Here is a 25,049-nt window from a genome sequence, read left to right on the forward strand (position 1 = left end):
TTCGATGAGCACGGTCAGGTTCGAGAACATTTCCCACTCGTTCGGAGAGCGGCAGGTTCTGCGCGGCATCGATCTCGCATTCGACGAGCGCCGCATCGGCATCATCGGATCGAACGGGTCCGGCAAGTCCACCCTCGCGCGAATGATCAACGGGCTGATCAAGCCCGATACCGGCCGTGTCACCGTCGACGGCGTCGATGCAGCCAAGAAGGGGGCGCAGGTCCGCAAGAAGGTCGGGTTCGTGTTCACGGACCCCGATTCGCAAATCGTGATGCCCACTGTCTCCGAGGATCTCGCGTTCTCGCTCCGCAGGTCCGGTTTGAGCAAGGCCGAGGTGGCCGAGCGGGTGGAGGAGATTCTCGTCCGCTTCCGTCTCGATCAGCACCGCGACCACCCGGCGCACCTGCTCTCGGGTGGACAGAAGCAGCTGTTGGCGATCGGTGCCGTGCTCATCAGGCGGCCGGAGGTGGTCGTGGCCGACGAGCCGACCACGCTGCTGGATCTGCGCAACGGACGCGTCGTCGCGCAGGCGTTGGATTCGATGGACCAGCAAGTCATCGTCGTGACCCACCAACTGGCATTACTGGACAGTTTCGAGCGAGTCATCGTCATCGACGACGGCCGGGTCGCCTTCGACGGTGCCCCGGACGCTGCAGTCCCGGCGTATCGGGAGTCGATCGGATGATCGGTCTCTACCGTCCTGGCACCTCGTTGCTGCACCGGATGAGTCCGGGGTCGAAGCTGCTGGCGTTGATCCTCGCGATTCTGGCGACGGTGATCTTTGCCCGCACACCGCTCGAGGTGGGTATGGTGGCCGTTCTCGTCGCCGCTCTGTTCGCGGTAGCCCGAATCCCGGTGAAAGTCGCACTGGCACAGCTGCGTCCGGTGTTGTGGATGCTGTTGATCATCGGCGTGTTCCAGGTCCTGTTCACCACCTGGCAACGCGCTCTCGTGGTGTGCGGGGTGCTGGTGATCTCCGTGGCCCTGGCGGCCCTGGTCACGTTGACCACCCGAGTGACCGACATGCTCGACACCGTCACCCGATCGCTCGGTCCGGTCCGACGCTTCGGCGTCGACCCCGATCGCATCGGTCTGCTTCTCGCCCTGGCCATCCGCTGCATCCCGCTGCTCGCGTCCATCGTGCAGGAGGTATCGCAGGCCCGCAAAGCACGCGGACTGCAGTGGTCGATGACGGCCCTGGCCACTCCGGTCCTGGTGCGCGCGCTGCGCACCGCCGATGCAATGGGTGATGCCCTCGTGGCCCGCGGTGTGGACGACGACGGTGTGGACAACGACGGTGTAGACGACAACGGTGCCGAACGTGAGTGAGTTGCTCACTGCCCGCGTGGCACGTCATGCCGGGAGTCACAATGCTGCGCTTGTCGACGCGACGGGCGAGATCACCTACCGCCGATTCTGGGATCGAGTCGAGCGCACAGCTGGTGCCCTGGTGGGGATGCGGCGCATCGCAGTGTTGCCGACGTCCGATATCGGGTCGCTGGTCGTCGTGCTGGCGGCGATGCATGCAGGCGTGAGTGTCGTTCTGTTGCATCGGCATCTCGTGCCCAGCGAATTCGCCGAGGCGATGACGGTGTGCGAGCCGTCGCTGATCGCAGCGCACCCGCGCTCGCATGCACGGCTGCGCACCTGGGGCGCGCAGAACGTTCGGGCTCCGGCCGATCTCGCTACCGGTATTTCCGGCACCGTCGGTGGTCCTTCGCCGAGTTCGGAGCTTCTGGTGGGCATCACATCCGGAACCACCGGGCCACCCAAGTTGTTCGTGCGCAATCATGCGTCGTGGGCGGCGACGCTCGATCGCTCCGATGCCCTGTTCGATCTCGGTCCAGGCGATCGGGTGTCCGCACCCGGCACACTCGATCACACGCACTTCCTCTACGGCGCTGTGCATGGACTCACTCGTGGTGCGACGGTAGACCTGCGGGAGCCGGCAGCGGCTCTCGCCGACGCTGCGAGCCATCTGTATTCGGTACCCACCATTGCCTGGAACATCGCTCGTTCGGGACGGCGATCGGCGAGTGTCCGTGAGGTGCTCTCGTCTGCGGCGCGGTGGGCGGAGTCGGGTCGAGAGGCACTGGCGACGGCCCTACCGAACGCAACAATGACGCACTTCTACGGCGCATCGGAGTTGAGTTTCGTCTCGTACGACCGTCGAACTGCCGTCGGCGCGGAGGTGGAAGGCGCGTTGTTCGACGGCGTCGAGGTCGAGAGCAGGGACGAGCTGCTCTACGTCCGCAGTGACATGCTGTTCGACGGCTATCTGGGTCGTTCGGGGCAGCAGGAGTCGGTGGCCGGAGGACCGGACGACGACGGGTGGATGACGGTCGGCGATCGTGGCAGTGTCGAACAGGGGCGACTGATCCTGCACGGCCGTGGCAGCGAGACGATCGTCCGGGCCGGGCTCAACGTCGAGTTGGTGCCGATCGAAGCGGCGCTGCTCGCAATTCCCGGTGTGCTCGAGGCCGGGGTGGTCGGGCTGCCCCACGACCGAGCCGGTGAGGAGCCTGCGGCCGGAGTTGTTGTTGCGCAGACCGATCCGATATCGGTGGCGCAGATTCGCCGCCACCTACGCACCGTGCTACCGGGGCCGAGCATGCCGGTGGTGATCGCCGCCGTGGATTCCCTGCCCCGAACACCACGCGGCAAGCTAGACCGTCACGCCTTGGGCGCAACCTTGGCCACGGTGCGGACCGTCGGCTCTCCCGATGCTCCTGTGACGACGAACCAGACGGTCAACGCGCCGCCGTCGTAGCGGTGGCGCAGGGAGACACGTTCGTGGCCGAGCACCGGGGTCAGATATTCGATGACGGCGCGGTGCGGCGCGGCGGCCAGCTCCGGCAAGTCCACCAGCAGCTCCTCGATCGCATGCCAGTAGGCAGCATTGTTGAGGTGGTTGAACGGATCGATATCGGTTGCGCGCAAAGGAAAGTGGAGATCGGTGGGCGACTCGGTCGGCACCGGCTCGGTCAGCCATGCCTTCCATCGCAGCCGGTGCTGGTCGGTGGTTCGGGCCAGCATTTCCAGTGCCCCGTCGCTGATGCGCGTCGGCATCCCCGTGTCCTTGCTGATGTTGATCCAGAAGCCCTCGGTCTCGATGCGTCCGCCCTTCGGCGTCGTCAGCGCCACTCGCATGTTCGACCATCGCGTCGACATCGACGAGCACCACCGGCGCAGGTGCACACGATCCGGGAAGTGGATGGGTTCGATGACGTCGATGACGGTGCGCCGGACGATCCACATCGGGTCGGTCTTGCCGAGGGGAGTGGCGTCGAGGTTGTCGGTGCCGACGTCCTGTAGATAGCGGGCCACGCCGTCGAATCGGAGCCGATTGTTCGGATCGATGTCGCCCGTACGCACCGGCCAGCTGGTCTCGAAGCCCTCACCCGGCGGTGGCTCGGGAGCGAGTTCGTCGTCGAAGCCACCCGGTTCCACACGCGCATTGGTCACGTTCGCACTCTACTCGGGCGCCCAGTACTCGGGCGCGCGCGATGCGCTGTGTCAGATGATGTGGCGGGCTCGCATTCCGTCGAATACCGGTGCCACCCGGACGACGTCGCCGGTGGTGGGTGCATGCACCATCTGGCCGTTGCCCATGTAGATCGCCACGTGGCCCGGGCCCGCAGGTCCCCAGTTTCCGAAGAGGAGATCACCGGGTTGGGCGAGTTCCATCGGAACCTCGGTGCCGACGTTCCACTGCGTCTCCGACGTGCGGGGCAGTGTCACTTTTCCGCCCGATGCCTTGAACAGGGCGTACGAGGTCAGTCCGGAGCAGTCGAATCCTCCGCCGGAGGGCCCGTTGATGTTTCCGCCTCCCCAGACATAGGGCAGTCCCAGGTAGTCCATCGCCAATTGCACTGCCCGGCCACCGATTCCGGTGAGATCGAGACCGGCGAACGGGGTCAGGATCGCGGCGAACTGTGCCTCGGTCGCCCGGATGCGTGCCACATACGGCTTGGTCTGCGTCTCGTAATCGACTGTGCCCGATGGCATACCGCCGGAACGCAGCACCGCTCCCGCCCCCGCGTTGTACCCGGCGAGAGTCAGGTCGAGCGTATCGCCGGATACCTTGCCCTCACGCTTCCAACCTTCGACCTGCCCGTAGATATCGCACAGCAATGTGCCCGACGCCATCACCGCGTCACCGATGCTGTTGACGTCGACGACGCCGTTTCCGTCGTAGTCCTTGCCGTAGGTCGCCCAGGTGCTCGGCATGAATTGCCCTGGTCCTCGCGCGCCGGTACTCGAGACCGGCGCGGTAGGGCCGTACCTGAAACCGTTTTCGGCGGCGTAGAGGGCGGCAATCGTGGTGGCTTTGACACCCCCGCAGATGGTGCCTGCCTTCTGCAGCCACGGCACGAAGGCGGTGATGGCTCCCACCGGACTCAGGTTGATGCCGGTGAACGTCGCAGGCTGCCCGGGGAACAATGCGCGCCGAATGGCCTCGGCCGAGGCCATGAATGCGGTCTGGGTGGCGAGATCGACGGCGGAATACGTCCGCCCGGCGAACTGCACCGCACCTGTGCCGAGGGCGGCGGCAGCGGTGGACAGCGGATTCGGCGTCGCTGCATTCGGCGTCGCTGCATTCGAGGAGAACACACTGAACGGAAGCGGGGCGTTGGACTGGGCCGCCGGAGCAGTCGTCGCCGCAGTTGCGCCGCCAGGGGTTTCGGCTGCCGTGCCCGGGGCCGAGTCGGGTGCGGTCGCGTCGGCATCCGCAGTCTCGATCTCGGCGACCGTCGGAAGATCGGGGAGCATCGGTTCGACGGCGGTGTGCAGTCCCTCGGCGGCGTCGGTCAGTGTGCGGTCGGCAACCTCTGCGGCGGGCTCGGGCATGCTGCCCAGCAGTTCGTCCCACTGATCGGTCATGGTCTTCGCTTGGTCTTCGGCGGTGGCCGCGATATCAGCGGCCTGGTCCTTCACCGTCTGATTCTGTAACGGAGCCGGGGCGTCCGTTCCAGCGACGGCACCCGCGGCGGACACGATGACGGCAACGATGACTGCGATGGGATCGCCTGCCATGTATCGACTCCTGCTACTCGAACGATCTCCCCCGAGCCAGCAGGTGTGATCAGGCTCACTCGGGTGCTGTACCCATCATGCACGGTGAGGCCGATCGACTCATGAGAACTGCGAAACTGTTCAGAACAGGGACGCCCAATAGTCCGAGAAGCGGATCCCGATGAGCGCGATGACGATTGCGTACCACACAGCCAGCAGGGTCCACCGCCATTCGAGAAAGAGACGGCCGACGGTGCCGGGGTTCTCGCGCGTGATCAGTCGGCTCAGGGCCAAGACGAACAGCGGCATCGTCACCGTCCACACGACCATGCAGTAAGGGCACAGCGCATTGATCGTGTACAGGCTCTCGAAGATCAGCCAGTGGATGAACACCTCACCCAGCAACAGGCCCGCGCTCATTCCCAGCCAGAACCAGTGGGGCAGTTCGATGCGGCCGAGCAGCAGAACGCCTGCCACGAGTGCGACCGAGAATGCGACGATGCCCAGGATGGGGTTGGGAAATCCGAACAGCGCCGCCTGCTTGGTCACCATCACCGAACCGCAGGAGAGCACGGGGTTCAGGCTGCAGGACGGCACGTACGACGCGTCCTCGAGCAACTTGATGCGCTCGATGGTCAGCGTCAGCGCGGCGAGCAGACCGAGAGCGCTGAAGGCAGTGAAAACTACCGCACCGGCGCGGGCCTTCATGGTCAGTTGCCGGCCGCGGCCGCTGCCGCCAGGATGTTCTCCGGCGTCGGGTTACTGATCTCGGTGCCGTTCACGCGCACGTTCGGCGTCCCGTTGATGCCCTCGCTGATGACGGACTGCGTCTGGCTGGTGACCCAATCGGTGTAGCTGCCATCGGTGATGCACGACGCGGTTTCGGGGGAGTCGGCTCTTGCCGATGCCGCGATGGCGACGAGCTCGTCATCGGGCAGGCCGGTGCCGTTCTCGGGCGGCTGCTTCTCGAACATCGTCGTGTGCCAGTTCATCCAGCTGTCTCGATCGTTCTCGGCGACGCAGATCGAGGCATTTGCCGCCCGCGTCGAGTACATCGCGCCGTTGGAGAAGCGGTCGAGGATCGCAATGGGGCGGTAGTCCACGGCGACGTTGCCTGCGTCGGCCAGCTGCTGAAGTGTCGATCCGCTGGTGGACTCGAAGGCCTTGCACGCCGGGCACTGGAAGTCCTCGACGACGCTGATCACGGTGGTGGCATCGGGATTGCCGAAGCGGATGGCCCCGTTGTCGGTCAGGGAGGTGGGCGTCAGTTGTGGCCCCTGAGCGGAGCTCGTGGCGGTCGACGCGTCGCCCGACGTCGACCTGTTGTTGACGATGAACAGAGCAATTGCCGCTACCAGAGCAATCAGAACCACGGCGACGAGGATCTGAATCAGGGTGCGGCGGTTCTTGTCGCCGTTCTGCATGGCCCTGATGTCTTTGGATGCCCCGTTGCCTTTGGAGGCTTTTTTGCTCGTGTTCACGCGGCCAGTGTAGGCAGTCGATCCTGAGCACTTGATGAGAGCTGGGTCAACCGAGGAGAGTGGCGAGCCGTTCGATGGCGAATCGGTACCCGTCGATCCCGAGTCCGGCGATGACGCCGCTGGCGATAGGGGAGACGAACGAGTGGTGCCGAAACTCCTCGCGGGCGTGCACGTTGCTGATATGGACCTCGATGATCGGCACTTCGGGGATGACGAGGGCGTCGCGCAGCGCCACGGAGGTATGGGTCAATCCGCCCGGGTTGATGACGATGCCCGACGCCACCCCGCGGGCCTGGTGGATCCAGTCGATGAGCTGGCCTTCGTGGTTGGACTGTTCGGCGGTGACGGTGAGGCCGTGGGCAGCAGCGGACTGCTCGCACAGCGCGACGATGTCGGCGAGGGTGGCGTGGCCGTACACCTGCGGCTGCCGAGTGCCGAGCATGTTCAGATTCGGACCGTTGAGTACCAGCACCTGCTTGGCCAAGACGTCACTCACTTTCTTGCCGCGAACAAATCTGGAAAATGCGTACTACCGGGTCCGATCCTTGCACAGTGGTGTTGACACAATCGTCCCGTGAGTACTGGACGGTCCGTGTGGCTGGTGTGGGGCATCGGTGTGTTCGCCTACGTGGTCGGGGTGCTGCATCGGACGTCGTTCGGGGTCGCCGGGCTCAGCGCTGCGGATCGGTTCTCGGTGTCACCGTCGCTGCTGTCCTCGTTCGTGGTGCTTCAGGTGATCGTGTACGCGGGGATGCAGATCCCGGCCGGGGTGTTGCTGGACCGGATCGGATCACGACGGATGATCGCGGCGGGCGCGTTGATCATGGGGTCGGCGCAGATCACGTTGGCGCTCACCGATTCGCTGCCGGTCGCGGTTGCCGCGCGCGCCTTGGTCGGCGTGGGTGACGCACTCACCTTCGTCTCGGTGCTTCGCTTGGTACCGCACTGGTTCTCGCCGCGTCGGGTGCCGATCGTCTCCCAGTTGACCGGTCTGCTGGGGCAACTCGGGCAGGTGCTCTCGGCGGTTCCGTTCCTGATTCTGTTGAACGGCCCGGGCTGGACGTTCGCGTTCGGCAGCGCGGCAGCGTTGGGACTGCTCGCTCTCGTGCTGGTGCTCGCGTTCGTTCGAGATCGCCCGGACGGTGGAGCGGTGACCGCGGAACCCCAGTCGGCGTCGCTGCGGAGCACCCTTGCCTCCATCGTTGCGGTGTGGCGCCGGCCGGGAACCCGGCTCGGCTTCTTCTCCCACATGGGCACCCAGTTCTCGATCACGGTGTTCGCGTTGCTGTGGGGGGTGCCGTACCTGACCTCGGCGCAAGGGCTGTCGGCGTCGACGGCCGGTGCGTTGCTGACGGTGTCGGTGCTGTCCGCGGTGGCGTCGGGCATCGTCTTGGGGTTGCTCACCGGGCGTTATCCGATGCGACGGTCGTGGCTGGTGCTGGCGATCATGATCAGTAACGCCACGATGTGGGCGATCGTGTTGGCGCTACCAGGTCCTGCTCCGCTGTGGTTGTTGGTGCTGCTCGTGGTGGTGATCTCGGTGGGTGGCCCCGGTTCGGTGATCGGCTTCGACTACGCCCGCACGTTCAATCCGAGTGCCAATCTGGGGACGGCGCAGGGGATGGTGAACATCGGCGGTTTCTCGGCGTCGCTGTTGGTCATCGCTGCGATCGGCTGGATTCTCGATGCGGCGGGCGGCTACTCCTTCGACGCCTTTCGGTTGGCGATGCTCGCTCAGTTCCCGGTGTGGATCGTCGCCATCATCGGTGTTCTGTCGACGCGTCGGGAGACCAGGAAGGTGCTCGCTGCGGAGGGCATCCACCCGCACACGATGCGTGAGGTGCGTGACCGAATCAGGGGTAGGTGAACGACCTCCCGATATCTCGTTGCACCGATGCGATTCTGCGCGCATGCTGTTGGTCCAATATCGTTGCAGGACACAAGCAAGCATTACGTAAAGGTGTATTAAAGAGATGGTTACCGAGCGAGAAGCGACTCCCGTGAGCGGCGAGTATTCGCACCGTCAGATCATGACCATTCTGTCCGGCCTGATGATGGGCATGTTCCTCGCTGCCCTCGACCAGACCATCGTGTCGACATCGGTCCGCACCATCGCCGACGACCTGAACGGGTTCTCGGTCCTTGCCTGGGTCACCACGGCGTACCTGATCACCTCGACGGTGTCCACCCCGTTGTACGGCAAGCTCTCGGACCTCTACGGCCGCAAGCCGTTCTTCATGGCGGCCATCTCGATCTTCGTCATCGGGTCCATGCTGTGCGGTATCGCGACGTCGATGTACGAGCTCGCCGCATTCCGCGCCATCCAGGGACTCGGTGCCGGTGGACTGATGTCGATGGCGTTGGCGATCATCGGCGATATCGTGCCGCCCCGAGAACGAGCCAAGTATCAGGGTTACTTCCTGGCGGTGTTCGGCACGTCGAGTGTGCTCGGCCCGGTGATCGGCGGACTCCTGGCCGGGCAGTCGTCGATCCTCGGGATCACGGGCTGGCGTTGGGTTTTCTACATCAACGTCCCGTTCGGCATCATCGCGCTCATCGTCGTCTGGCGGGTGCTGAATCTGCCGGTGTACCGGCGTGAGGCGCGCGTCGACTGGTGGGGCGCTCTACTACTCGGTGTGGGCCTGGTGCCGCTGCTCATCATCGCCGAGCAAGGACGCGTGTGGGGCTGGAGTTCGCCGCGCGCCCTGCTGTGCTTCGGAGTCGGCATCGTGGGCGTCCTCGCCTTCGTGCTCGCGGAGATCAAGATGGGCGACGACGCGTTGATCCCGATGCGGTTCTTCCGAAACCCATTGTTCTCGTTGTGTATTGCTGTCAGCGTCATCGCGGGTGCCGCCATGTTCGGCGGCATCTCACTGCTGCCGCAGTACCTGCAGGTGGTCAAGGGATCCTCGCCGACGCTGGCCGGTTATCAGACCTTGCCGCTCGTCGGAGCTCTGATGATCGCCTCGATCGTGTCGGGTCGGTTGATCTCGAAGACGGGACGCTACAAGATCTTTCCGATCGTCGGCACCGCGCTGATGGCCGTTGCGATGTTCATCTTCCACTACGTCCATGCCGACACCCCGTTGTGGCAGACGATGGTCGTGATGGGCCTGTTCGGTCTCGGCCTCGGGTCGATGATGCAGCCGCTGACACTGGCGATCCAGAATGCGATGCCGCCCAAGGACATGGGTGTATCCACCTCTGCCGCAACGTTCTTCAGGCAGATCGGCGCGACGGTCGGCGTTGCGGTGTTCCTGTCGATGCTGTTCACGCAGCTCACCCCGAAGACGGGGGACGCACTGATGGCCGCGAGTTCGAAGCCGGCATTCCAGCAGGCGGTGCAGAGTGCGGCAGGCAGTTCCGATCCACTCGAATCCGGCTTCGCTCGGGCGATCGCCTCGGGTGATGCCTCGGTCCCAGGCAGTGCGTTGCAGGACAGCTCGTTCATCCAGAAGCTCGAACCCGCACTCGCCGAGCCTTTCCGCATCGGGTTCTCCGACGCCATGGACTACGTGTTCCTGGCCGTGTCGATTCTGATGGTCCTCGGATTCGTACTGGTGCTCTTTCTGAAGGAGGTTCCGCTGCGCACGCAATCGGGACTGGCTGCAGCTCGGCAGCAGCGGGACGAGGAGGCCAGTGCGGCCGAACAGGCAGGGGAGAAGTAAGAGGGCACGCGAGGTGCTCTGACGAGGCCCGGCCCGGTTACTTCCGCGGCCGGGCCCGGTCTGTTTCGATGTGACGAAACACAGAGACGGCTACGTGCAGCTCGGTCCGGTGCGAACCTGGTTCGCCGACACCGGCGAGGGGTCTGAGCCGGGTGCCCCCGTGGTGCTGATGCATCCGGGTGGGGTGGATTCGACGGCCCTGGACGTCACCACGGCGTCGCTGGCCTCGGCGTTTCGCGTCTACACGCCGGAACGCCGAGGCCATGGGCGCACGGCGAATGTTTCGCCCATGACGTTCGCGGCGATGGCGTCGGACATGATCGAGTTCCTCGAGAATGTCGTCGGCGGGCCGGCTCGTTTGGCCGGATGCAGCGATGGCGCGGTGGTGGCTCTCCTCGTCGCGTTGCAGCGGCCGGACCTGGTGGATCGGCTCGCATGCGTAGCGGGCGTGTTTCACCGAGATGGGTGGGGCGGGCGGGGGTGTCTCCGGCGGGGCGGACAGATCCGAATTCGCGCGCGATCTCGACGACATGCATCGAAGTGCCCCAGCTCTCGTGGCGAACGACCTTGCCGAGCTCGCGGTGCGCACGCTCGTGATGATCGGCGACGACGACGAGGTGAGCATCGAGCACGCGGCCGAGTTCTACCGAAGCGTGCCCGTCGCCGAACTGGCGATCGTGCCGGGAACCTCGCATGGGTTGCTGGTCGAGAAGCCCGCGCTGTGCAACGCGATTCTGTTGGACTTCCTCACCCACGACCCAGTGCAGACCTTCGCGCCGATCCGGCGAATCTGACCGTCTCAGCCTGTGTGGCCGACGGTTCGGCCGATGCCCTCGAACAGCACGTCCAGTCCCCGCTCGAGCTCGCGGGCACCGTCGTACGCCGTGATGAGCGAAGGCAGGGTGGACAGCAGCGGAAATTCGCCGGTGGGGAGTCGGCGTAGTGCCAGACGTACGAGATCGCCGGTCTCGTCTGCACTCCTGCCGGCTTCCTGCGTCTCGCTCAGCACGTGACCTCGGAGGAAGGATTTCAGCATCCGATAGGTCGAAAGTGCCTCGGGCACAGTGAATCCTGCGTTGGACAACAGGCCGAGTACGCTCTCGAGCGACGCCAGAGATCGAGACGTGCCCAGGCCGAGAGGGGTGCGCTGCGGCCGAGTCGACAGCAGAATCACCGCGTTCGGATGGGCAATGGCCAATTCGCGGTAGTGCCGAGCGAATGTCCTCAATTGCTCTTGCCACCGGCAATCGTCGACATCGACCGTGACGAGCGTGCGGAGGATGGAATCGGCGACGGCGTCGAGCAGCGCTTCCTTGGTGGGAACGTAGCGGTACACCGTCATCGGATCGCGATCGATCGATGCCGCCAGGTTCCGAATCGACAGACTCTCCAGTCCGGTTCGGTCGACGATGGACAGTGCCGCTGACACCACGAACTCACGATCGATCTTTGCTCTGGAGCTCGAGAAGAATTGGTCCGAAGGAGCCATCGGCTCCCACCGCCTTCCGTCGTTTCGATGAGAAGCGTATCGACCGTTTAGCGACCCGTAAACAAACTTGTTGTTCGACAACGACTTTGGCTTGACTGCTTACCCTACACGTGGTGGGCTGTAGCCCTACACCGTAGAGATACGGGGAAACTCTTAGTCGCGGAGTGGGACCGAGCCTTCGCTGATGTACATTCCTGTCGCCCGGCTGCCGACAGCTGGCCGGCGACGCCATCGAAGTATCTCTTCGCCACGCCTCAGTGATGAACGGACCGGACGCTAGATAGGTGCGGATCTACTGAAGCACACACCAATTCGTCGAGAACTCGTCGGTTGACACCCGAAGCCGACAACACGCCTGCTTCGGACCCTCCAAGCAGATCGGTATGCAATCCATGCACGTTCCGCCGCCCAGTCATCCATCCACCGCCCCCGGTCGCGGCCGGGCTCTCGTCCCGCTGGCCGGGACGATCGCTCTCGCAACCAGCGCACTGATGCTGGTCAATGCCCCTCTCGCGCTCGCTCAGCCGACTACCGTCGGACTGGGAACCGCCGCGAGCTATGCCGTGCTGGCCGGTTCCAAGATCACGAACACCGGACCGTCGAAAATCGGCGGCAACATCGGAGTGAGCCCTGGCGTCGGTGTCGAACCGTTCATCACCGGATTCCCGCCGGGTGAGCTCACCAGCGGGGTTGTCAACGATCGTAATTCGGTTGCGGCGCAGGCAAAAGCGGATCTGAGTACCGGGTACGACGACGCGGCCGGACGGCCGGGAGCAACCTCTACCGGAGTCGAACTGGGTGGTCAGACACTGCTGGCCGGCCTGTACGGCTCTGGCACGCTCGGCCTCACCGGAACACTGACACTCGATGCGCAGGGCGACGCCAATGCTGTGTTCATCTTCCAAGCTGCATCCACTTTGATCACGGCGTCCGACAGCAGTGTCTCGCTGATCAACGGGGCCAACGCCTGCAATGTGTTCTGGCAGGTCGGAAGCTCGGCCACGCTCGGTACCAATACCGATTTCGTGGGAACGGTCATGGCTCGGGCGTCGATCACTGCGACCATCAATGCCGATGTGCAGGGGCGACTGCTGGCTCTCGACGGTGCCGTCACCCTCGACTCGAACACCATCACCAACCCCGGCTGTGGGGCAACCGAGCCTCCGGTGACCACGACGCCTCCGACGACCACGCCTCCTGTCACGACCACGCCGCCCGTCACGACGGAGCCTCCGGTGACCACGCCTCCCGTTACGACGACGCCTCCGGTGACCACGCCGCCCGTCACGACGACGCCGGGTGATGGTGGCGGTACTCCGGGCACGCCGGGTGATGGTGGCGGAACACCGCCGATCGTGATCGATGTGCCCCCGATTCCGGGCCTACCTTCGATTCCCGGCATCACGCTCCCACCGATCCCGGGCGTCCCGAACACACCGAATCAGCCGAACACACCGAACCAGCCGAACACACCGAATCAGCCCAACACTCCCAACCAGCCCAACACTCCCAACCAGCCGAACACGCCGAATCAGCCCAACACTCCCAACCAGCCCAACACTCCCAACCAGCCGAACACACCAAATCAGCCGAACACTCCGAGTGGCCCTGATCAGCCGGGCACGTACAACCCGGGTGGTCAGATCACGCAGATTCCCAATGGTGGCGTCGAAACCGGTGACGGCAGCATGTCATCGCCGTCGTCCGATTCGTCGGTCGTGACGATGTGGACCGTGCTCGGGTTGCTCACCGTAGGTGCGGTCTCGGTGACGATGATGACTCGTCGTCGGCGCTGATCTTCGATGCGCTCGTTCGCGCAGGTGCGCTCGGCCCCTGCCTGCCCCGCCCGCAGCACCACCCTGTATCGGGTCGTGCTGCGGGCGGTGGCGGCAGTGTCCTTCATGTCGCTGTTGCTGATTTCCGGGTGTGCAACGCCGTCGGATTCGGTTGATAACGAGAGCAATTCGCCGTCGGTGAGCATCTCGGTTCCGGTAGAAACGGCACCGACCGACGATGCCGCAGATCCGTCGGCTTCCTCGACCGCCGGATCGCCTCCGGCCCGCGTCGAAATTCCGGCGATCGACGTCGATTCGGATGTGATGGGCCTCGGTCTGCTTCCGGACGGTTCCATGGAGGTTCCGGCGGGAGGCTTTCCGGCCGGCTGGTACACCGGATCGCCGGTGCCAGGTCAGCTCGGTCCGTCGATCGTGGCCGGGCATGTCGATTGGGGTGGTAGCCCCGGCGTGTTCTATCGACTCCACGATCTCGAACAGGGTGACGACGTCACAGTCGTCAGCGAGGACGGCAATGCGGTCCGGTTCGTCGTCAGTGCAGTCGAGCAATATGCGAAGGACGCGTTCCCCTCCGACAAGGTGTACGGCGATATCGATCATCCCGGCCTACGCCTGATCACGTGCGGTGGGCCGTTCGACTCGAACGTGTCGAGCTACGAGGACAACATCGTCGTGTACGCCGATCGCGTCTGAGTTGGTCGACCGACGTCGGCGAGCAGTAGTGCGCTGATCGCGCCCTGCTGGGGCCGCCCCGCCCTCACTCCGTAACGAGTGTGAACCGCTCGAGTACCACTCGCGTGTTCTCGTCGACGGTGAAGTGTGGGTCGCCCAGTTCTTCGCGGACCTCCGTCGAATGCCAGAACTGCTCATGCCCGGCTCGCCATTGCGCTACGTCGGCGTATCCCTCACCCTCGTCGAGGGCGTGCTGCAGTGAAACATCTTTCAGTGCAACGATTTCTACCGAGATCGTTTCGACTACCGCGACCGTATCGCCTGCCGAGTCCACCACCGCACCGCGGTCGCCGACTCGCGGCAGTGCCTCATCCCGGTACTGAACCAACAGGCTGGCCGTGCTGGTCTTGGCGCCGGACAGAACAGCCGCAACCAGGGTCTCTCGCAGCGGGCCAGGGTAGGCGAATTCGACGATCGGAAGTTCGGTCACTCGAGCATCATATTTCGACATCGGCCCACACCAGTCGGTGGTCCGAGGGGTGCTCGGGTAGATCCGGCCAGTACACCTTCGAATCGATCACCGTCAGATCGTCCGAGGGAAGCACGTAGTCCACGCGCAGGTCTCCCGGCGTCGGATCGGCGAAATCGGCTGTGTCCGTGCCGTGTCCATCGGACGTGGGGGCCGGGTCCTGTACTCGTGGTAGATCGAGAACCTGCGCGATGGCTCCCTCGACGGAGTCGCCGTCGACCGGATCGCTGTTCTGATCGCCCAGCATGACGAACGACGCGCCCTCGTCCAGTCCGCCGCGCACGCCCTTGTCGTCGTAGAGGTAGTCCGCGCCGGAGATGTAGTCGGCACTGAGTCGGATCTCGTCGTGGTTGCGCTTGCCGTTGCGGTCTTCCGGTCCGTCGAAGGACGGGGGAGTGGGGTGCGAGGCCAGTACATGCAGAGTCCGGCCGTTCACGTCGATCGGCACGTCCCAGTGCGATTTGCTGGACAGTCGCAGCGCATCGGAGTCATCTCCGTAGTAGTCACGTGGCAACAGTGAATCCGGCATGTCCTTCCACAGAAAGTTCTGGAACGTGCGCACCGAATCTGTGTCGATCGGATACTTCGAGAACACCACCATCCCGTACTGACCTGGGAACTGTCCGAATCCCCAGGCATCGCCCGGGCCGCCGAGTTCGCCGTCCTCGTCCAGGTCCAGTCCCGAGTCCACGCCGGTGTTGACGGGCGCGGTGTACCAGTACGGGTACTGGTTGTCGAGATAGTTCTCGCCGAACAACCTCGCCGCATCGTCACCCGAGTAGTCGAACTCGTTGATCAGCAACACATCCGGCGAGTGTGCGGCAATGGTGTCGGCTACCGCGCGCGCCTGTGCGTTCTCGCCGGCCAGATCGGCCACCAACTGGCCGGCCTCGGGTCGATTGAGACTTGCGTTGAACGTTGCGACCCGGATGCTCGTCCTCTCGTCGGAGGCGCGTCCGCCGGGAGGGGATGCGTCTGTCGCCGAGCAGCCTGCGGCAGCGACGGTGAGGGCAACGGCAGTGAGGGCGACGGTGACGGTCACAAGTCTCGGCATTTTCACGTTCGTCACCGTAAATACGGCATGCGAACACGAGGTAACAAATTAACAAGCAGTCGTGCTTGCTTTTTTCTCGACCCTTTGTGAAGCTGAACCCATGGCAGACCTCCACTCCCTCGTCGACGATCTGCGCGCCGAGGGCGACGACCTCGATGCGCTCGTGGGCGAACTGACTTCCGAGCAGTGGGCGACACCGACCCCCGCTGCAGGCTGGACCATCGCCCACCAGATCGGCCACCTGTCCTGGACGGATCACGTCGCGGAACGAACCACGTCCGCGGCCTCCGGCGATACCGAGGCCGAAACAGAGTTCGGCGTCACGCTGAAGAAGGCATGGGAGGACCCCACCGGCTTCGTCGACGCCGCCGCCGAGGAGGAATCCCGGAATCCGGACCTGTTGAGCACCTGGCGTACCCGACGCCGCGCCATGACCGAGGCCCTGACACAGGTCCCGTCCGGAACCAAGATCGCGTGGTTCGGACCCCCGATGAGCGCCGCCTCGATGGCCACTGCCCGGTTGATGGAGACCTGGGCACACGGACAGGACGTCGCCGACGCGCTGGGGATCACGCGCACTGCCACCGACCGGATCCACGGGGTTGCCCACATCGGCGTCCGAACAAGAGATTTCGCCTATGTGGTGAACCAGCAGGCTCCGCCGAGCGAACCGTTCCGGATCGAGCTCACCGCACCGTCGGGTCAGCTCTGGACCTGGGGGCCCGAGGACGCCGCTCAACGTGTCCTCGGCCCCGCCCTGGACTTCTGCCTTCTCGTCACCCAGCGCGCACATCGCGACTCCCTCGACCTCGAGGTCGAGGGAGCCGATGCACTGCACTGGCTCACCATCGCCCAAGCCTTCGCAGGCCCTCCCGGAGTAGGACGAGAGAAAGCATGACAGTCCGTATCGGCAACTGTTCCGGCTTCTACGGAGACCGGATCTCCGCGATGCGTGAGATGCTGGAGGGCGGTGAACTCGATTACCTCACCGGTGACTACCTTGCAGAGCTTACGATGCTCATTCTCGGCCGCGACCGGATGAAGGACGCGACTCGCGGCTACGCCAAAACCTTTCTGCGCCAAGCCGAGGACTGTCTGGGCCTGGCCCTGGACAAGGGCGTCAAGATCGTGGCGAACGCCGGCGGACTCAATCCGCGGGGCCTCGCCGAGGCATTGAACAAGCTCGACTCCGGCGCGAAGATCGCCTACGTAGACGGCGACGATCTCCTCGATCGTGCTGCCGAGCTCGATCTCGGAAGTCCACTGACTGCCAATGCCTATCTCGGCGCGTGGGGAATCGTGGAATGCCTGAACTCCGGTGCAGACGTCGTCGTGACGGGCCGCGTCACCGATGCCAGCGTGATCGTCGGGCCTGCAGCAGCACACTTCGGTTGGGCCCGCACCGATTACGACGCCCTGGCTGGAGCAGTCGTCGCCGGGCACGTCATCGAGTGCGGAACACAGGCCACCGGTGGCAACTATTCGTTCTTCACCGAGATCGCGGACATGTCTCGACCGGGCTTTCCGATCGCGGAAATTCACCGTGACGGCTCGAGCGTCATCACCAAGCACGAGGGCACCGGCGGCGCGGTCAGCGTCGGCACCGTCACCGCTCAGTTGCTCTACGAAATCACCGGCGGACGCTACGCGAACCCCGATGTCACCGCGCGAATCGACTCGGCGATCCTGACTCGAGAATCGAGCGATCGCGTGTCCATCACCGGGGTGAGCGGAGAGGCTCCGCCGCCCACTTACAAGGTCTCCCTCAACGCACTCGGCGGTTTCCGCAACGAATTCACGATGGTCCTCACCGGTCTCGACATCGAAGCCAAAGCCGCACTCGCGCAGCGCCAGTTCGAGTCCTGGCTGTTAAGCCGGCCGGCCGAGCTGGACTGGACTCTGGTGCGCACCGACAAGCCGGACGCCGAGACCGAGGAGACGGCCAGCGCGCTGCTGCGCTGCGTGGCCCGCGACAGCAACCCCGACGTAGTGGGACGTCAGTTCTCCTCGGTGGCAATAGAACTCGCACTGGCCAGCTATCCGGGATTCTCGGTGACCGCGCCGCCGGGAAACGGAGCCCCGTACGGGGTGTTCACCGCCGGCTTCGTCGACGCGGCCGAGATCGCACACGTCGCGCATTTCGCCGACGGCACCGACAGCGTCATCGCCCCGTCGCCACAGACCCGAGCACTGGAGGAACTCGAACAGCCAGCGCTGCCCACACCCAGGCCACACGAACCCACCATCCGAGCTCCACTCGGAATCCTCGCCGCTGCGCGAAGCGGAGACAAAGGCGGCAGTGCCAACGTCGGGGTCTGGGTGCGCACCGAGGATGAATTCGCCTGGCTGGTACATGCATTGACGATCGACACTCTGAAGAAGATGCTGCCCGAGGCCGAGCCGCTGACCGTAACCCGGCACGTACTGCCGAACCTGAAGGCGGTGAACTTCGTCATCGACGGCATCCTCGGCCAAGGCGTCGCATCACAGGCGAGATTCGATCCACAGGCCAAGGGGCTCGGTGAGTGGCTGCGGTCACGGCACATCGACATTCCCGAAACGCTTGCTTACAGCTCAGGAGTGGAGCCTGCGGAACGACCCGGCGGCTCAGGAGTGGAGCCTGCGGAACGACCCGGCGGCTCAGGAGTGGAGCCTGCGGAACGACCCGGCGGCTCAGGAGTGGAGCCTGCGGAACAACCTGATAAGAAGGGAGAACTCGGATGAGTATCTGGACGACGCCCGAGCGTCTGCAGCTCCGAAAGACCGTCCGCAGTTTCGTGGAGCAGGACATCGCGCCGTACCTGAATCAGTGGGAGAACGACGGCGAGATTCCGCGTGAGCTGCACAAGAAGGCCGCAGCGCTCGGTTTGATCGGAGCCGGGTTTCCCGAGGAGGTCGGCGGCGACGGCGGGGATCTCGCCGACGCCGTGGTGATCTGCGAGGAGATGCATCAGGCCGGTGCCTCGGGTGGTCTGTTCGCCTCACTGTTCACCAGCGGAATCGCCTTGCCGCACTTGATCGCTGCGGGCGATGCCGATCAGATCGAGAAGTGGGTACGGCCCACATTGGCGGGGGAGAAGATCGGTTCGCTCGCGATCACCGAGCCCGGTGGTGGCTCGGATGTCGGCCATCTCAGAACGAAGGCTGTCAGGGACGGCGAGCACTACCTCGTGAACGGGTCCAAGACGTACATCACCTCCGGCTGCCGAGCCGATTTCGTCGTCACCGCGGTCCGCACCGGCGGCGACGGTGCGGCCGGGGTATCACTTCTCGTCATCGAGAAGGGGACGCCCGGTTTCGAGGTCACCGGCAAGCTCGACAAGATGGGCTGGCGTGCCTCCGATACGGCCGAACTGTCGTTCGTCGACGCCCGGGTTCCGGTGCGCAATCTGGTCGGGGCCGAGAACAGTGGCTTCGCGCAGATCGCGCAGGCGTTTCTCACCGAGCGCATCGCGCTGGCCGCCCAGGCCTACGCCAGCGCGCAACGGTGCCTCGATTTGACGCTGCAGTGGGTCCGCGATCGTGAGACATTCGGAAAGCCGCTCATCGCACGGCAATCCGTGCAGAACACCGTCACCGAAATGGCGCGCAAGATCGACATCGCGCGGGTATATACCCGCGCGCTGGTCGAGCGGTCGATGCAGGAGAACCAGGACTTCATCGCCGAGGTCTGCTTCGCCAAGAACACCGCCGTCGAGTCCGGGGAGTGGGTGGCCAATCAAGCGGTGCAACTGTTCGGCGGACTCGGTTACATGCGTGAGAGCGAGGTCGAGCGGCAGTACCGGGACATGCGCATCCTCGGCATCGGCGGGGGCACCACCGAGATTCTCACCGGACTGGCAGCAAAACGATTGGGGTATCAGGCATGAGCGTGCTCGAGTCCACCCTCGACACCACTTCGGAGCAATTCGCTGTGAGTGTCGAGGCCATGAACACCAAGCTCGACGAGATCGACGCAGAGCACTCGAAAGCTCTGCTCGGCGGCGGCGAGAAGTACATCGAGCGGCACCGCAAGCGCGGCAAACTGCTCGCCCGCGAACGTATCGAGTTGCTGATCGACGAGGACTCCGCGTTTCTCGAACTGTGCCCACTTGCGGCCTGGGGCAGCGATTTCCCGGTCGGGGCCAGCACTGTCATGGGGATCGGCGTGGTGTGCGGGGTCGAGTGTCTGATCGTCGCCAACGATCCGACGGTCCGCGGCGGAGCCAGTAATCCGTGGACCCTCAAGAAGGGATTCCGCGGCAACGACATCGCAACCCAGAACCGACTTCCGGTCATCTCCCTGGTCGAGTCCGGCGGTGCCGATCTGCCGACACAGAAGGAGGTGTTCATCCCCGGTGGGCGCATGTTCCGCGACCTGACGCAGCTCTCCGCGGCGGGCATACCCACGATTGCCCTGGTGTTCGGCAACTCCACTGCCGGTGGCGCCTACATCCCCGGCATGTCCGATCACGTCGTCATGGTCAAAGAGCGGTCCAAGGTTTTCCTCGCGGGCCCGCCTCTGGTCAAGATGGCCACCGGTGAGGACTCCGACGACGAGTCACTCGGCGGGGCCGAGATGCACGCTCGAAAGTCCGGTCTCGCAGACTACTTCGCCGTCGACGAGCAGGATGCCATCCGGATCGGCCGCAACATAGTGTCCCGATTGAACTGGAAGAAGAAGGGGCCCGAGCCGCGCGCCGAGGTCGTCGAACCGCTCGCGGACCCCGAGGATTTGCTCGGCATCGTCCCCACCGACCTGAAGATCCCGTTCGACCCACGTGAAGTCATCGCCCGCATCGTCGACGGTTCGGATTTCGACGAGTTCAAACCCATGTACGGAGGGTCCCTCGTCACGGGTTGGGCCCAGTTGCACGGCTACCCGATCGGCATCCTCGCCAATGCTCGCGGCGTGCTGTTCAGCGAGGAATCGCAGAAGGCAACCCAGTTCATCCAGCTGGCGAACCGGTCTGACACGCCACTTCTGTTTCTGCACAACACCACCGGATACATGGTCGGCAGAGAGTACGAGGAAGGCGGCATGATCAAGCACGGCTCGATGATGATCAACGCCGTCTCCAATTCGACAGTGCCGCACATCTCGATCCTGCTCGGTGCCTCCTACGGTGCCGGCCATTACGGCATGTGCGGCCGCGCCTTCGATCCACGCTTTCTCTTCGCCTGGCCGTCGAGCAAATCCGCCGTGATGGGCGGCGCGCAACTCGCCGGTGTCATTTCCATCGTCGGACGGGCCGCCGCGGAGGCTCGCGGCCAAGCCTTCGACGCCGAGGCCGACGCAGGGCTGCGCGCCATGATCGAAGCCCAGATCGAAGCCGAGTCGCTGCCGATGTTTCTCTCCGGGCGCCTGTACGACGACGGCGTCATCGATCCCCGTGACACCCGTACGGTAGTGGGAATGTGCCTGTCGGCCATTGCATCTGCCCCGATCGAAGGCACCGCCAACTTCGGTGTCTTCCGGATGTGAGAGACATGCTGAACAGCATCCTGGTAGCCAACCGTGGTGAAATCGCTCGACGTGTCTTCACCACGTGCCGAGCCGAAGGAATCGACACCGTCGCGGTGTTCTCGGACGCCGACGCGAACTCCCCGCACGTACGGGAGGCCGACGCCGCCGTACGCCTACCCGGCAACAGCTCGTCCGAGACCTATCTGCGCGGTGACCTCGTCATCGCCGCCGCGGTACAGGCCGGAGCCGACGCAGTGCATCCGGGATACGGATTCCTCTCCGAGAACGCCGATTTCGCGCAGCAGGTGCAGAACGCGGGCCTGACCTGGATCGGACCGCCCGTCAAGGCCATCGAACTGATGGGGTCCAAGGTCGAGTCGAAGAAGATGATGGCCGACGCAGGTGTGCCGGTGTTGACCCGGCTCGATCCCGCGTCGGTCACCGCGAACGAACTCCCGGTGTTGATCAAAGCCTCCGCTGGAGGTGGCGGGCGCGGCATGCGCATCGTGCGCAGCCTCGAGAACCTGCAGTCCGAACTCGAAGCGGCCGAGCGGGAGGCACTCTCGGCATTCGGTGACGGCACGGTATTCGTAGAGCGGTACATCGAGACCGGCAGGCACATCGAAGTCCAGGTGATGGCCGACCGATTCGGCACCGTGTGGACGGTGGGTGAGCGTGAATGCTCGATCCAACGCCGACACCAGAAGGTGGTCGAAGAGGCGCCGTCGCCGCTCGTCGAACGCATCGACGGTATGCGTGGGAAACTCTTCGAGGCGGCGAGACTGGCTACCGAGGCCATCGGCTACGAGGGTGCGGGGACCGTGGAATTCCTCGCCGACGACAGGGGCAACTTCTTCTTCCTCGAGATGAACACCCGTCTGCAGGTGGAGCATCCGGTCACCGAATGTACGACAGGTCTGGATCTGGTTGCGCTGCAGATTCGGGTGGCAGCGGGGCAGCGATTGCCCGCCGAGCAACCCACGACGCGCGGGCACTCCATCGAGGTTCGGCTCTATGCCGAGGATCCGGCTCTGGATTGGCAACCGCAGAGCGGTGCCGTGCACCGATTCGAGATCCCCGGAGCGCACTTCGAGGTGCTCACTCGTGCCGGAATCAGAGTGGACTCCGGAGTCGAGACGGGCAGTGTGGTGAGCACTCACTACGACCCGATGCTCGCCAAGGTCATCTCCTTCGCCCCGACGCGAGACCAGGCCGCGAACCTGCTGGCGAAAGCGCTGCAGCGGGCCACTATCCACGGCCTGAAGACCAACCGTGATCTGCTGGTCAACATTCTGCGGCATCCTGCATTTCTGGCGGGGGACACCGACACCGCGTTCTTCGACACCCACGGCCTCGATGTTCTGTCCCGACCGATTGCGCAGGGTCGCTCCGAACAATTGTCCGCGCTCGCGGCGGCCCTCGCCGATGCATCGAGCAACAGGCAGCGGGCCCGTGTGAATGCGGGACTGCCCGCGGGGTGGCGAAACCTTCGATCGCAACCACAGCGGAAGACCTACGACGACATCATCGTCGAGTACTCGATCGGTCGGGGTGGTCTCACCTGCTCGGTGGACGGCGTGTCGTTGGACGATGTCGAACTCGTCGAGCACACTCCGATGTCGGTGACGCTCGACGACAGGGGAATTCGTCGCACCTTCGAGGTGCACAGCTACGGATCGGCTGTGTTCGTCGACTCCGCTCTCGGGCCGGTGCGGTTGGTTCGGGCACCTCGTTTCACCGACCCGGCAGACGAGGTGGCGGCCGGGTCGCTGTTGGCTCCGATGCCGGGCAGTGTCATCAGAGTTGCTGCAGCGCAGGGCGATACCGTCACGATGGGCCAGCCAATCCTGTGGCTGGAGGCCATGAAGATGGAACACACGATCACTGCACCCGCAGACGGTGTGCTCACCGAGCTCAACGTCCAGCAGGGTCAGCAAGTCGAAGTAGGGCAAGTTCTGGCAGTAGTAGGAGAGGAACAAGCATGAGTTTCATCGAAACCGAAGAGCAGAAGGGGCTGCGTCACGCGGTCTCGTCACTGGGCAAGCGGTACAACTACATCGACTACGTGTTGCCCAGAGCGCGCAAGGGCGAGCCGCTGACCGAACTGTGGAACGAGGCAGGCAAGCTCGGCTTCCTCGGCGTCAACCTGCCCGAGGAATACGGCGGAGGCGGCGCGGGCATCTACGAACTCGCGCTCGTCCAGGAGGAGTTGTCCGCGCACGGTGCCGGTCTGTTGCTCGTCGTCGTCAGCCCGGCGATCTGCGGCACCATCATCGGCAGATACGGCACAGCCGATCAGAAGCAGAAGTGGCTCACCGGCCTCGCCGACGGCTCCAAGATCATGGCCTTCGGTATCACCGAGCCCGACGCCGGTTCCAACTCACATCAGATCACCACCACGGCCCGTCGCGATGGCGACGATTGGGTGTTGAAGGGCAACAAGATCTATATCTCCGGTGTCGATCAGGCCGATGCGGTGTTGATCGTTGCACGCACCGAGGATTCCAAGACCGGCAAGCTCAAGCCCGCCCTGTTCATCGTTCCTACCGACGCGCCCGGTCTGCAGAAGACACAGATGGACATGGACATCGTCGAGCCCGATCACCAGTTCGTGTTGTTCCTCGACGACGTCCGCCTGCCCGCCGAGTCACTCGTCGGCGAGGCCGACGCCGCCCTGATGCAGCTGTTCGCGGGCCTGAACCCCGAACGCATTCTCGGTGCCGCGATGGCGATCGGCATCGGCCGGTACGCCATCGACGCCGCGGTGAAGTACGCCAATGAGCGCACGGTCTGGAAGGCACCGATCGGGGCGCATCAGGGACTGTCTCATCCGTTGGCGCAGTGCAAGATCGAGCTGGAGCTCGCGAAGCTGATGATGCAGAAAGCAGCTGTGCTCTACGACTCCGGCGACGATTTCGGTGCCGCCGAGGCCGCGAACATGGCCAAGTACGCTGCCGCCGAGGCCAGCATCAAGGCGCTCGATCAGGCGATCCAGACCCACGGAGGTGCCGGTCTGACCAGCGAGTACGGCTTGGCGGCGCTGCTCGGGAACGCCCGTATAGCGCGTGTGGCACCGGTGAGTCGAGAGATGATTCTGAACTTCGTGAGCCAGCATTCGCTCGGACTGCCGAGAAGCTACTGATGGCGGTCACGTACGAGTTGGCAAGCGGGACAGCGTACGTGACGCTGGATTCGCCGGAGAATCGAAATGCGCTGTCCTCGGTGTTGGTCGAGGAGCTCACCGCCGGATTCACCGCGGCGGCGCAGGATCGAGCCGTCCGAACGATCGTGCTGGGTCACACAGGTACGACGTTCTGCGCCGGAGCCGATCTGCGCGAGGTCGGCTCGTCACCGGAACTTCGTACTCGGCAGATGCTCGACGTGATGCGGTTGATCATCGACACCCCGAAGCCCGTGATCGCACGCATCGATGGGCATGTGCGAGCCGGCGGCATGGGATTGGTCGCGGCCTGCGACATCGCAGTCGCCGGGCCCGAGAGCTCGTTCGCACTCACCGAGGTTCGCCTCGGTCTCGCCGCGTCGGTGATTTCCGTGGCCGTCCTACCGCGATTGTCATCGCGGGCCGCGAGTCGCTACTTTCTCACCGGCGAGACCTTCGACGGAGCCGTCGCGGAGGCCATCGGGCTGATCACCGCGGCCGAGGACTCGCCCGCGGCTGCCGTTGCCGACTACACGACCATGTTCGGCAAGTGCTCGCCGCAGGGTTTGGCCGAGTCGAAGGGGCTCACCACAGCGGCGATCCGGCGCGAGATCGACGAGCGCGGGACGGCCGTCGCCGAGCAATCTGCCAGGTTGTTTGCATCGGACGAGGCCAGAGAGGGGATGATGTCCTTTCTGGAGAAGAGGTCCCCGTCCTGGGCGGCTCAGTAAGTAGAGGGAG

Annotated in this window: 21 protein-coding genes and 2 pseudogenes; 15 read left to right on the forward strand and 8 right to left on the reverse strand. The window is 64.5% G+C overall.

All coding sequences use genetic code 11. The annotated features are described in order from the left end of the window. Nucleotides 1-4: 4 nt before the first annotated feature. Genes J1M87_RS00350 through J1M87_RS00360 form a run of 3 tightly spaced genes read left to right on the forward strand, consistent with a single transcriptional unit; the run spans nucleotide 5 to nucleotide 2,770 of the window. Nucleotides 5-685 (forward strand): energy-coupling factor ABC transporter ATP-binding protein, encoded by a 681-nt coding sequence (locus J1M87_RS00350; RefSeq protein WP_206486704.1) that lies wholly within the window; start codon nucleotides 5-7, stop codon nucleotides 683-685. Continuing rightward, nucleotides 682-1,329 (forward strand): energy-coupling factor transporter transmembrane protein EcfT, encoded by a 648-nt coding sequence (locus tag J1M87_RS00355; protein ID WP_206486705.1) that lies wholly within the window; start codon nucleotides 682-684, stop codon nucleotides 1,327-1,329. The genes J1M87_RS00350 and J1M87_RS00355 overlap by 4 nt, the downstream gene beginning before the upstream one ends. Continuing rightward, nucleotides 1,322-2,770 carry an AMP-binding protein gene (locus J1M87_RS00360; protein ID WP_206486706.1) on the forward strand — a complete coding sequence of 483 codons (1,449 nt, stop codon included), beginning with the start codon at nucleotides 1,322-1,324 and terminating at the stop codon, nucleotides 2,768-2,770. Before J1M87_RS00355 ends, J1M87_RS00360 begins: the two co-directional genes overlap by 8 nt. On the opposite strand, the gene J1M87_RS00365 is transcribed toward J1M87_RS00360, so the two are convergent. The 5 genes from J1M87_RS00365 to aroQ form a co-directional block, all read right to left on the reverse strand. Beyond that, entirely contained in the window at nucleotides 2,674-3,465 is a 792-nt protein-coding gene (locus J1M87_RS00365; RefSeq protein ID WP_374222340.1) for an acyl-[acyl-carrier-protein] thioesterase, read from the reverse strand. The two genes, J1M87_RS00360 and J1M87_RS00365, sit on opposite strands and share 97 nt — an antisense overlap. A gap of 51 nt (nucleotides 3,466-3,516) precedes the next feature. Then, a complete protein-coding gene (locus J1M87_RS00370) occupies nucleotides 3,517-5,037 on the reverse strand; it encodes an NlpC/P60 family protein (RefSeq protein WP_206486707.1) in 1,521 nt (506 codons plus the stop codon). 120 nt (nucleotides 5,038-5,157) lie between these two features. Then, nucleotides 5,158-5,724 carry a vitamin K epoxide reductase family protein gene (locus tag J1M87_RS00375; RefSeq protein ID WP_206486708.1) on the reverse strand — a complete coding sequence of 189 codons (567 nt, stop codon included), beginning with the start codon at nucleotides 5,722-5,724 and terminating at the stop codon, nucleotides 5,158-5,160. 2 nt (nucleotides 5,725-5,726) lie between these two features. After that, entirely contained in the window at nucleotides 5,727-6,497 is a 771-nt protein-coding gene (locus J1M87_RS00380; protein WP_206486709.1) for a thioredoxin domain-containing protein, read from the reverse strand. Nucleotides 6,498-6,543: 46 nt separating this feature from the next. Further along, a complete protein-coding gene (gene aroQ, locus J1M87_RS00385) occupies nucleotides 6,544-6,993 on the reverse strand; it encodes a type II 3-dehydroquinate dehydratase (RefSeq protein WP_206486710.1) in 450 nt (149 codons plus the stop codon). A 96-nt stretch (nucleotides 6,994-7,089) separates the two neighbouring features. Here aroQ and J1M87_RS00390 point away from each other — a divergent pair, with 96 nt between their 5' ends. From J1M87_RS00390 to J1M87_RS29375, 3 genes and pseudogenes are all read left to right on the forward strand, one after another. After that, complete coding sequence (locus J1M87_RS00390; RefSeq protein ID WP_206486812.1) at nucleotides 7,090-8,364, forward strand: MFS transporter; 1,275 nt, start codon at nucleotides 7,090-7,092, stop codon at nucleotides 8,362-8,364. Between the two features lie 106 nt (nucleotides 8,365-8,470). Next, complete coding sequence (locus J1M87_RS00395) at nucleotides 8,471-10,165, forward strand: MDR family MFS transporter (RefSeq protein ID WP_206486711.1); 1,695 nt, start codon at nucleotides 8,471-8,473, stop codon at nucleotides 10,163-10,165. A gap of 169 nt (nucleotides 10,166-10,334) precedes the next feature. Continuing rightward, nucleotides 10,335-10,898: pseudogene (locus J1M87_RS29375) on the forward strand (alpha/beta fold hydrolase); the annotation flags it as partial. Nucleotides 10,899-10,964: 66 nt separating this feature from the next. Here J1M87_RS29375 and J1M87_RS00405 read toward each other — a convergent pair. After that, the gene (locus J1M87_RS00405) at nucleotides 10,965-11,654 is read right to left on the reverse strand and encodes a TetR/AcrR family transcriptional regulator C-terminal domain-containing protein (RefSeq protein ID WP_206486712.1); all 690 of its coding nucleotides are present in this window, start codon (nucleotides 11,652-11,654) and stop codon (nucleotides 10,965-10,967) included. A gap of 383 nt (nucleotides 11,655-12,037) precedes the next feature. Between J1M87_RS00405 and J1M87_RS00410 the strand changes: the two genes are divergently transcribed. Beyond that, nucleotides 12,038-13,450, forward strand: coding sequence for an ice-binding family protein (locus J1M87_RS00410; RefSeq protein ID WP_206486713.1), 1,413 nt, complete (start codon nucleotides 12,038-12,040; stop codon nucleotides 13,448-13,450). Nucleotides 13,451-13,456: 6 nt separating this feature from the next. Further along, on the forward strand, nucleotides 13,457-14,140 hold the full coding sequence (locus tag J1M87_RS00415) for a class F sortase (RefSeq protein WP_206486714.1): 684 nt from the start codon (nucleotides 13,457-13,459) through the stop codon (nucleotides 14,138-14,140). A gap of 64 nt (nucleotides 14,141-14,204) precedes the next feature. Here the strand turns inward: J1M87_RS00415 and J1M87_RS00420 are convergent, their stop codons facing one another. Further along, nucleotides 14,205-14,609 carry an ASCH domain-containing protein gene (locus J1M87_RS00420; RefSeq protein ID WP_307830699.1) on the reverse strand — a complete coding sequence of 135 codons (405 nt, stop codon included), beginning with the start codon at nucleotides 14,607-14,609 and terminating at the stop codon, nucleotides 14,205-14,207. Nucleotides 14,610-14,616: 7 nt separating this feature from the next. Next, a complete protein-coding gene (locus J1M87_RS00425) occupies nucleotides 14,617-15,702 on the reverse strand; it encodes an endonuclease/exonuclease/phosphatase family protein (RefSeq protein ID WP_206486813.1) in 1,086 nt (361 codons plus the stop codon). A 100-nt stretch (nucleotides 15,703-15,802) separates the two neighbouring features. Between J1M87_RS00425 and J1M87_RS00430 the strand changes: the two genes are divergently transcribed. From J1M87_RS00430 to J1M87_RS00460, 7 genes and pseudogenes are all read left to right on the forward strand, one after another. Continuing rightward, a complete protein-coding gene (locus tag J1M87_RS00430; protein ID WP_206486716.1) occupies nucleotides 15,803-16,600 on the forward strand; it encodes a TIGR03084 family metal-binding protein in 798 nt (265 codons plus the stop codon). Next, a pseudogene (locus J1M87_RS00435) lies at nucleotides 16,597-18,267 on the forward strand (acyclic terpene utilization AtuA family protein); the annotation flags it as partial. The gene J1M87_RS00430 and the pseudogene J1M87_RS00435, both read left to right, overlap by 4 nt. A 155-nt stretch (nucleotides 18,268-18,422) precedes the next feature. Continuing rightward, nucleotides 18,423-19,571, forward strand: coding sequence for an acyl-CoA dehydrogenase family protein (locus tag J1M87_RS00440; protein ID WP_206486717.1), 1,149 nt, complete (start codon nucleotides 18,423-18,425; stop codon nucleotides 19,569-19,571). After that, nucleotides 19,568-21,166, forward strand: coding sequence for an acyl-CoA carboxylase subunit beta (locus tag J1M87_RS00445; RefSeq protein WP_206486718.1), 1,599 nt, complete (start codon nucleotides 19,568-19,570; stop codon nucleotides 21,164-21,166). The genes J1M87_RS00440 and J1M87_RS00445 overlap by 4 nt, the downstream gene beginning before the upstream one ends. Nucleotides 21,167-21,171: 5 nt before the next feature. Then, nucleotides 21,172-23,133, forward strand: coding sequence for a biotin carboxylase N-terminal domain-containing protein (locus J1M87_RS00450; RefSeq protein ID WP_206486719.1), 1,962 nt, complete (start codon nucleotides 21,172-21,174; stop codon nucleotides 23,131-23,133). After that, complete coding sequence (locus J1M87_RS00455) at nucleotides 23,130-24,290, forward strand: acyl-CoA dehydrogenase family protein (protein ID WP_206486720.1); 1,161 nt, start codon at nucleotides 23,130-23,132, stop codon at nucleotides 24,288-24,290. The genes J1M87_RS00450 and J1M87_RS00455 overlap by 4 nt, the downstream gene beginning before the upstream one ends. Beyond that, nucleotides 24,290-25,039, forward strand: coding sequence for an enoyl-CoA hydratase family protein (locus J1M87_RS00460; RefSeq protein WP_206486721.1), 750 nt, complete (start codon nucleotides 24,290-24,292; stop codon nucleotides 25,037-25,039). Before J1M87_RS00455 ends, J1M87_RS00460 begins: the two co-directional genes overlap by 1 nt. Nucleotides 25,040-25,049: the final 10 nt, after the last annotated feature.

The sequence above is a fragment of the Rhodococcus sp. KRD162 genome, assembly GCF_017168335.1.
Taxonomy (GTDB): domain Bacteria; phylum Actinomycetota; class Actinomycetes; order Mycobacteriales; family Mycobacteriaceae; genus Rhodococcoides.

Excerpts from the sequence above, each read along its gene's own strand:
- J1M87_RS00410 (WP_206486713.1), top strand. The coding sequence starts at position 12,038 with ATGCAATCCATGCACGTTCCGCCGCCCAGTCATCCATCCACCGCCCCC.
- J1M87_RS00355 (WP_206486705.1), top strand. The coding sequence starts at position 682 with ATGATCGGTCTCTACCGTCCTGGCACCTCGTTGCTGCACCGGATGAGT.
- J1M87_RS00455 (WP_206486720.1), top strand. The coding sequence starts at position 23,130 with ATGAGTTTCATCGAAACCGAAGAGCAGAAGGGGCTGCGTCACGCGGTC.
- J1M87_RS00425 (WP_206486813.1), bottom strand. The coding sequence starts at position 15,702 with ATGCCGAGACTTGTGACCGTCACCGTCGCCCTCACTGCCGTTGCCCTC.
- J1M87_RS00370 (WP_206486707.1), bottom strand. The coding sequence starts at position 5,037 with ATGGCAGGCGATCCCATCGCAGTCATCGTTGCCGTCATCGTGTCCGCC.
- J1M87_RS00450 (WP_206486719.1), top strand. The coding sequence starts at position 21,172 with ATGCTGAACAGCATCCTGGTAGCCAACCGTGGTGAAATCGCTCGACGT.
- J1M87_RS00430 (WP_206486716.1), top strand. The coding sequence starts at position 15,803 with ATGGCAGACCTCCACTCCCTCGTCGACGATCTGCGCGCCGAGGGCGAC.
- J1M87_RS00395 (WP_206486711.1), top strand. The coding sequence starts at position 8,471 with ATGGTTACCGAGCGAGAAGCGACTCCCGTGAGCGGCGAGTATTCGCAC.
- J1M87_RS00445 (WP_206486718.1), top strand. The coding sequence starts at position 19,568 with ATGAGCGTGCTCGAGTCCACCCTCGACACCACTTCGGAGCAATTCGCT.
- J1M87_RS00440 (WP_206486717.1), top strand. The coding sequence starts at position 18,423 with ATGAGTATCTGGACGACGCCCGAGCGTCTGCAGCTCCGAAAGACCGTC.
- J1M87_RS00405 (WP_206486712.1), bottom strand. The coding sequence starts at position 11,654 with ATGGCTCCTTCGGACCAATTCTTCTCGAGCTCCAGAGCAAAGATCGAT.
- J1M87_RS00375 (WP_206486708.1), bottom strand. The coding sequence starts at position 5,724 with ATGAAGGCCCGCGCCGGTGCGGTAGTTTTCACTGCCTTCAGCGCTCTC.
- J1M87_RS00350 (WP_206486704.1), top strand. The coding sequence starts at position 5 with ATGAGCACGGTCAGGTTCGAGAACATTTCCCACTCGTTCGGAGAGCGG.
- J1M87_RS00415 (WP_206486714.1), top strand. The coding sequence starts at position 13,457 with ATGCGCTCGTTCGCGCAGGTGCGCTCGGCCCCTGCCTGCCCCGCCCGC.
- J1M87_RS00460 (WP_206486721.1), top strand. The coding sequence starts at position 24,290 with ATGGCGGTCACGTACGAGTTGGCAAGCGGGACAGCGTACGTGACGCTG.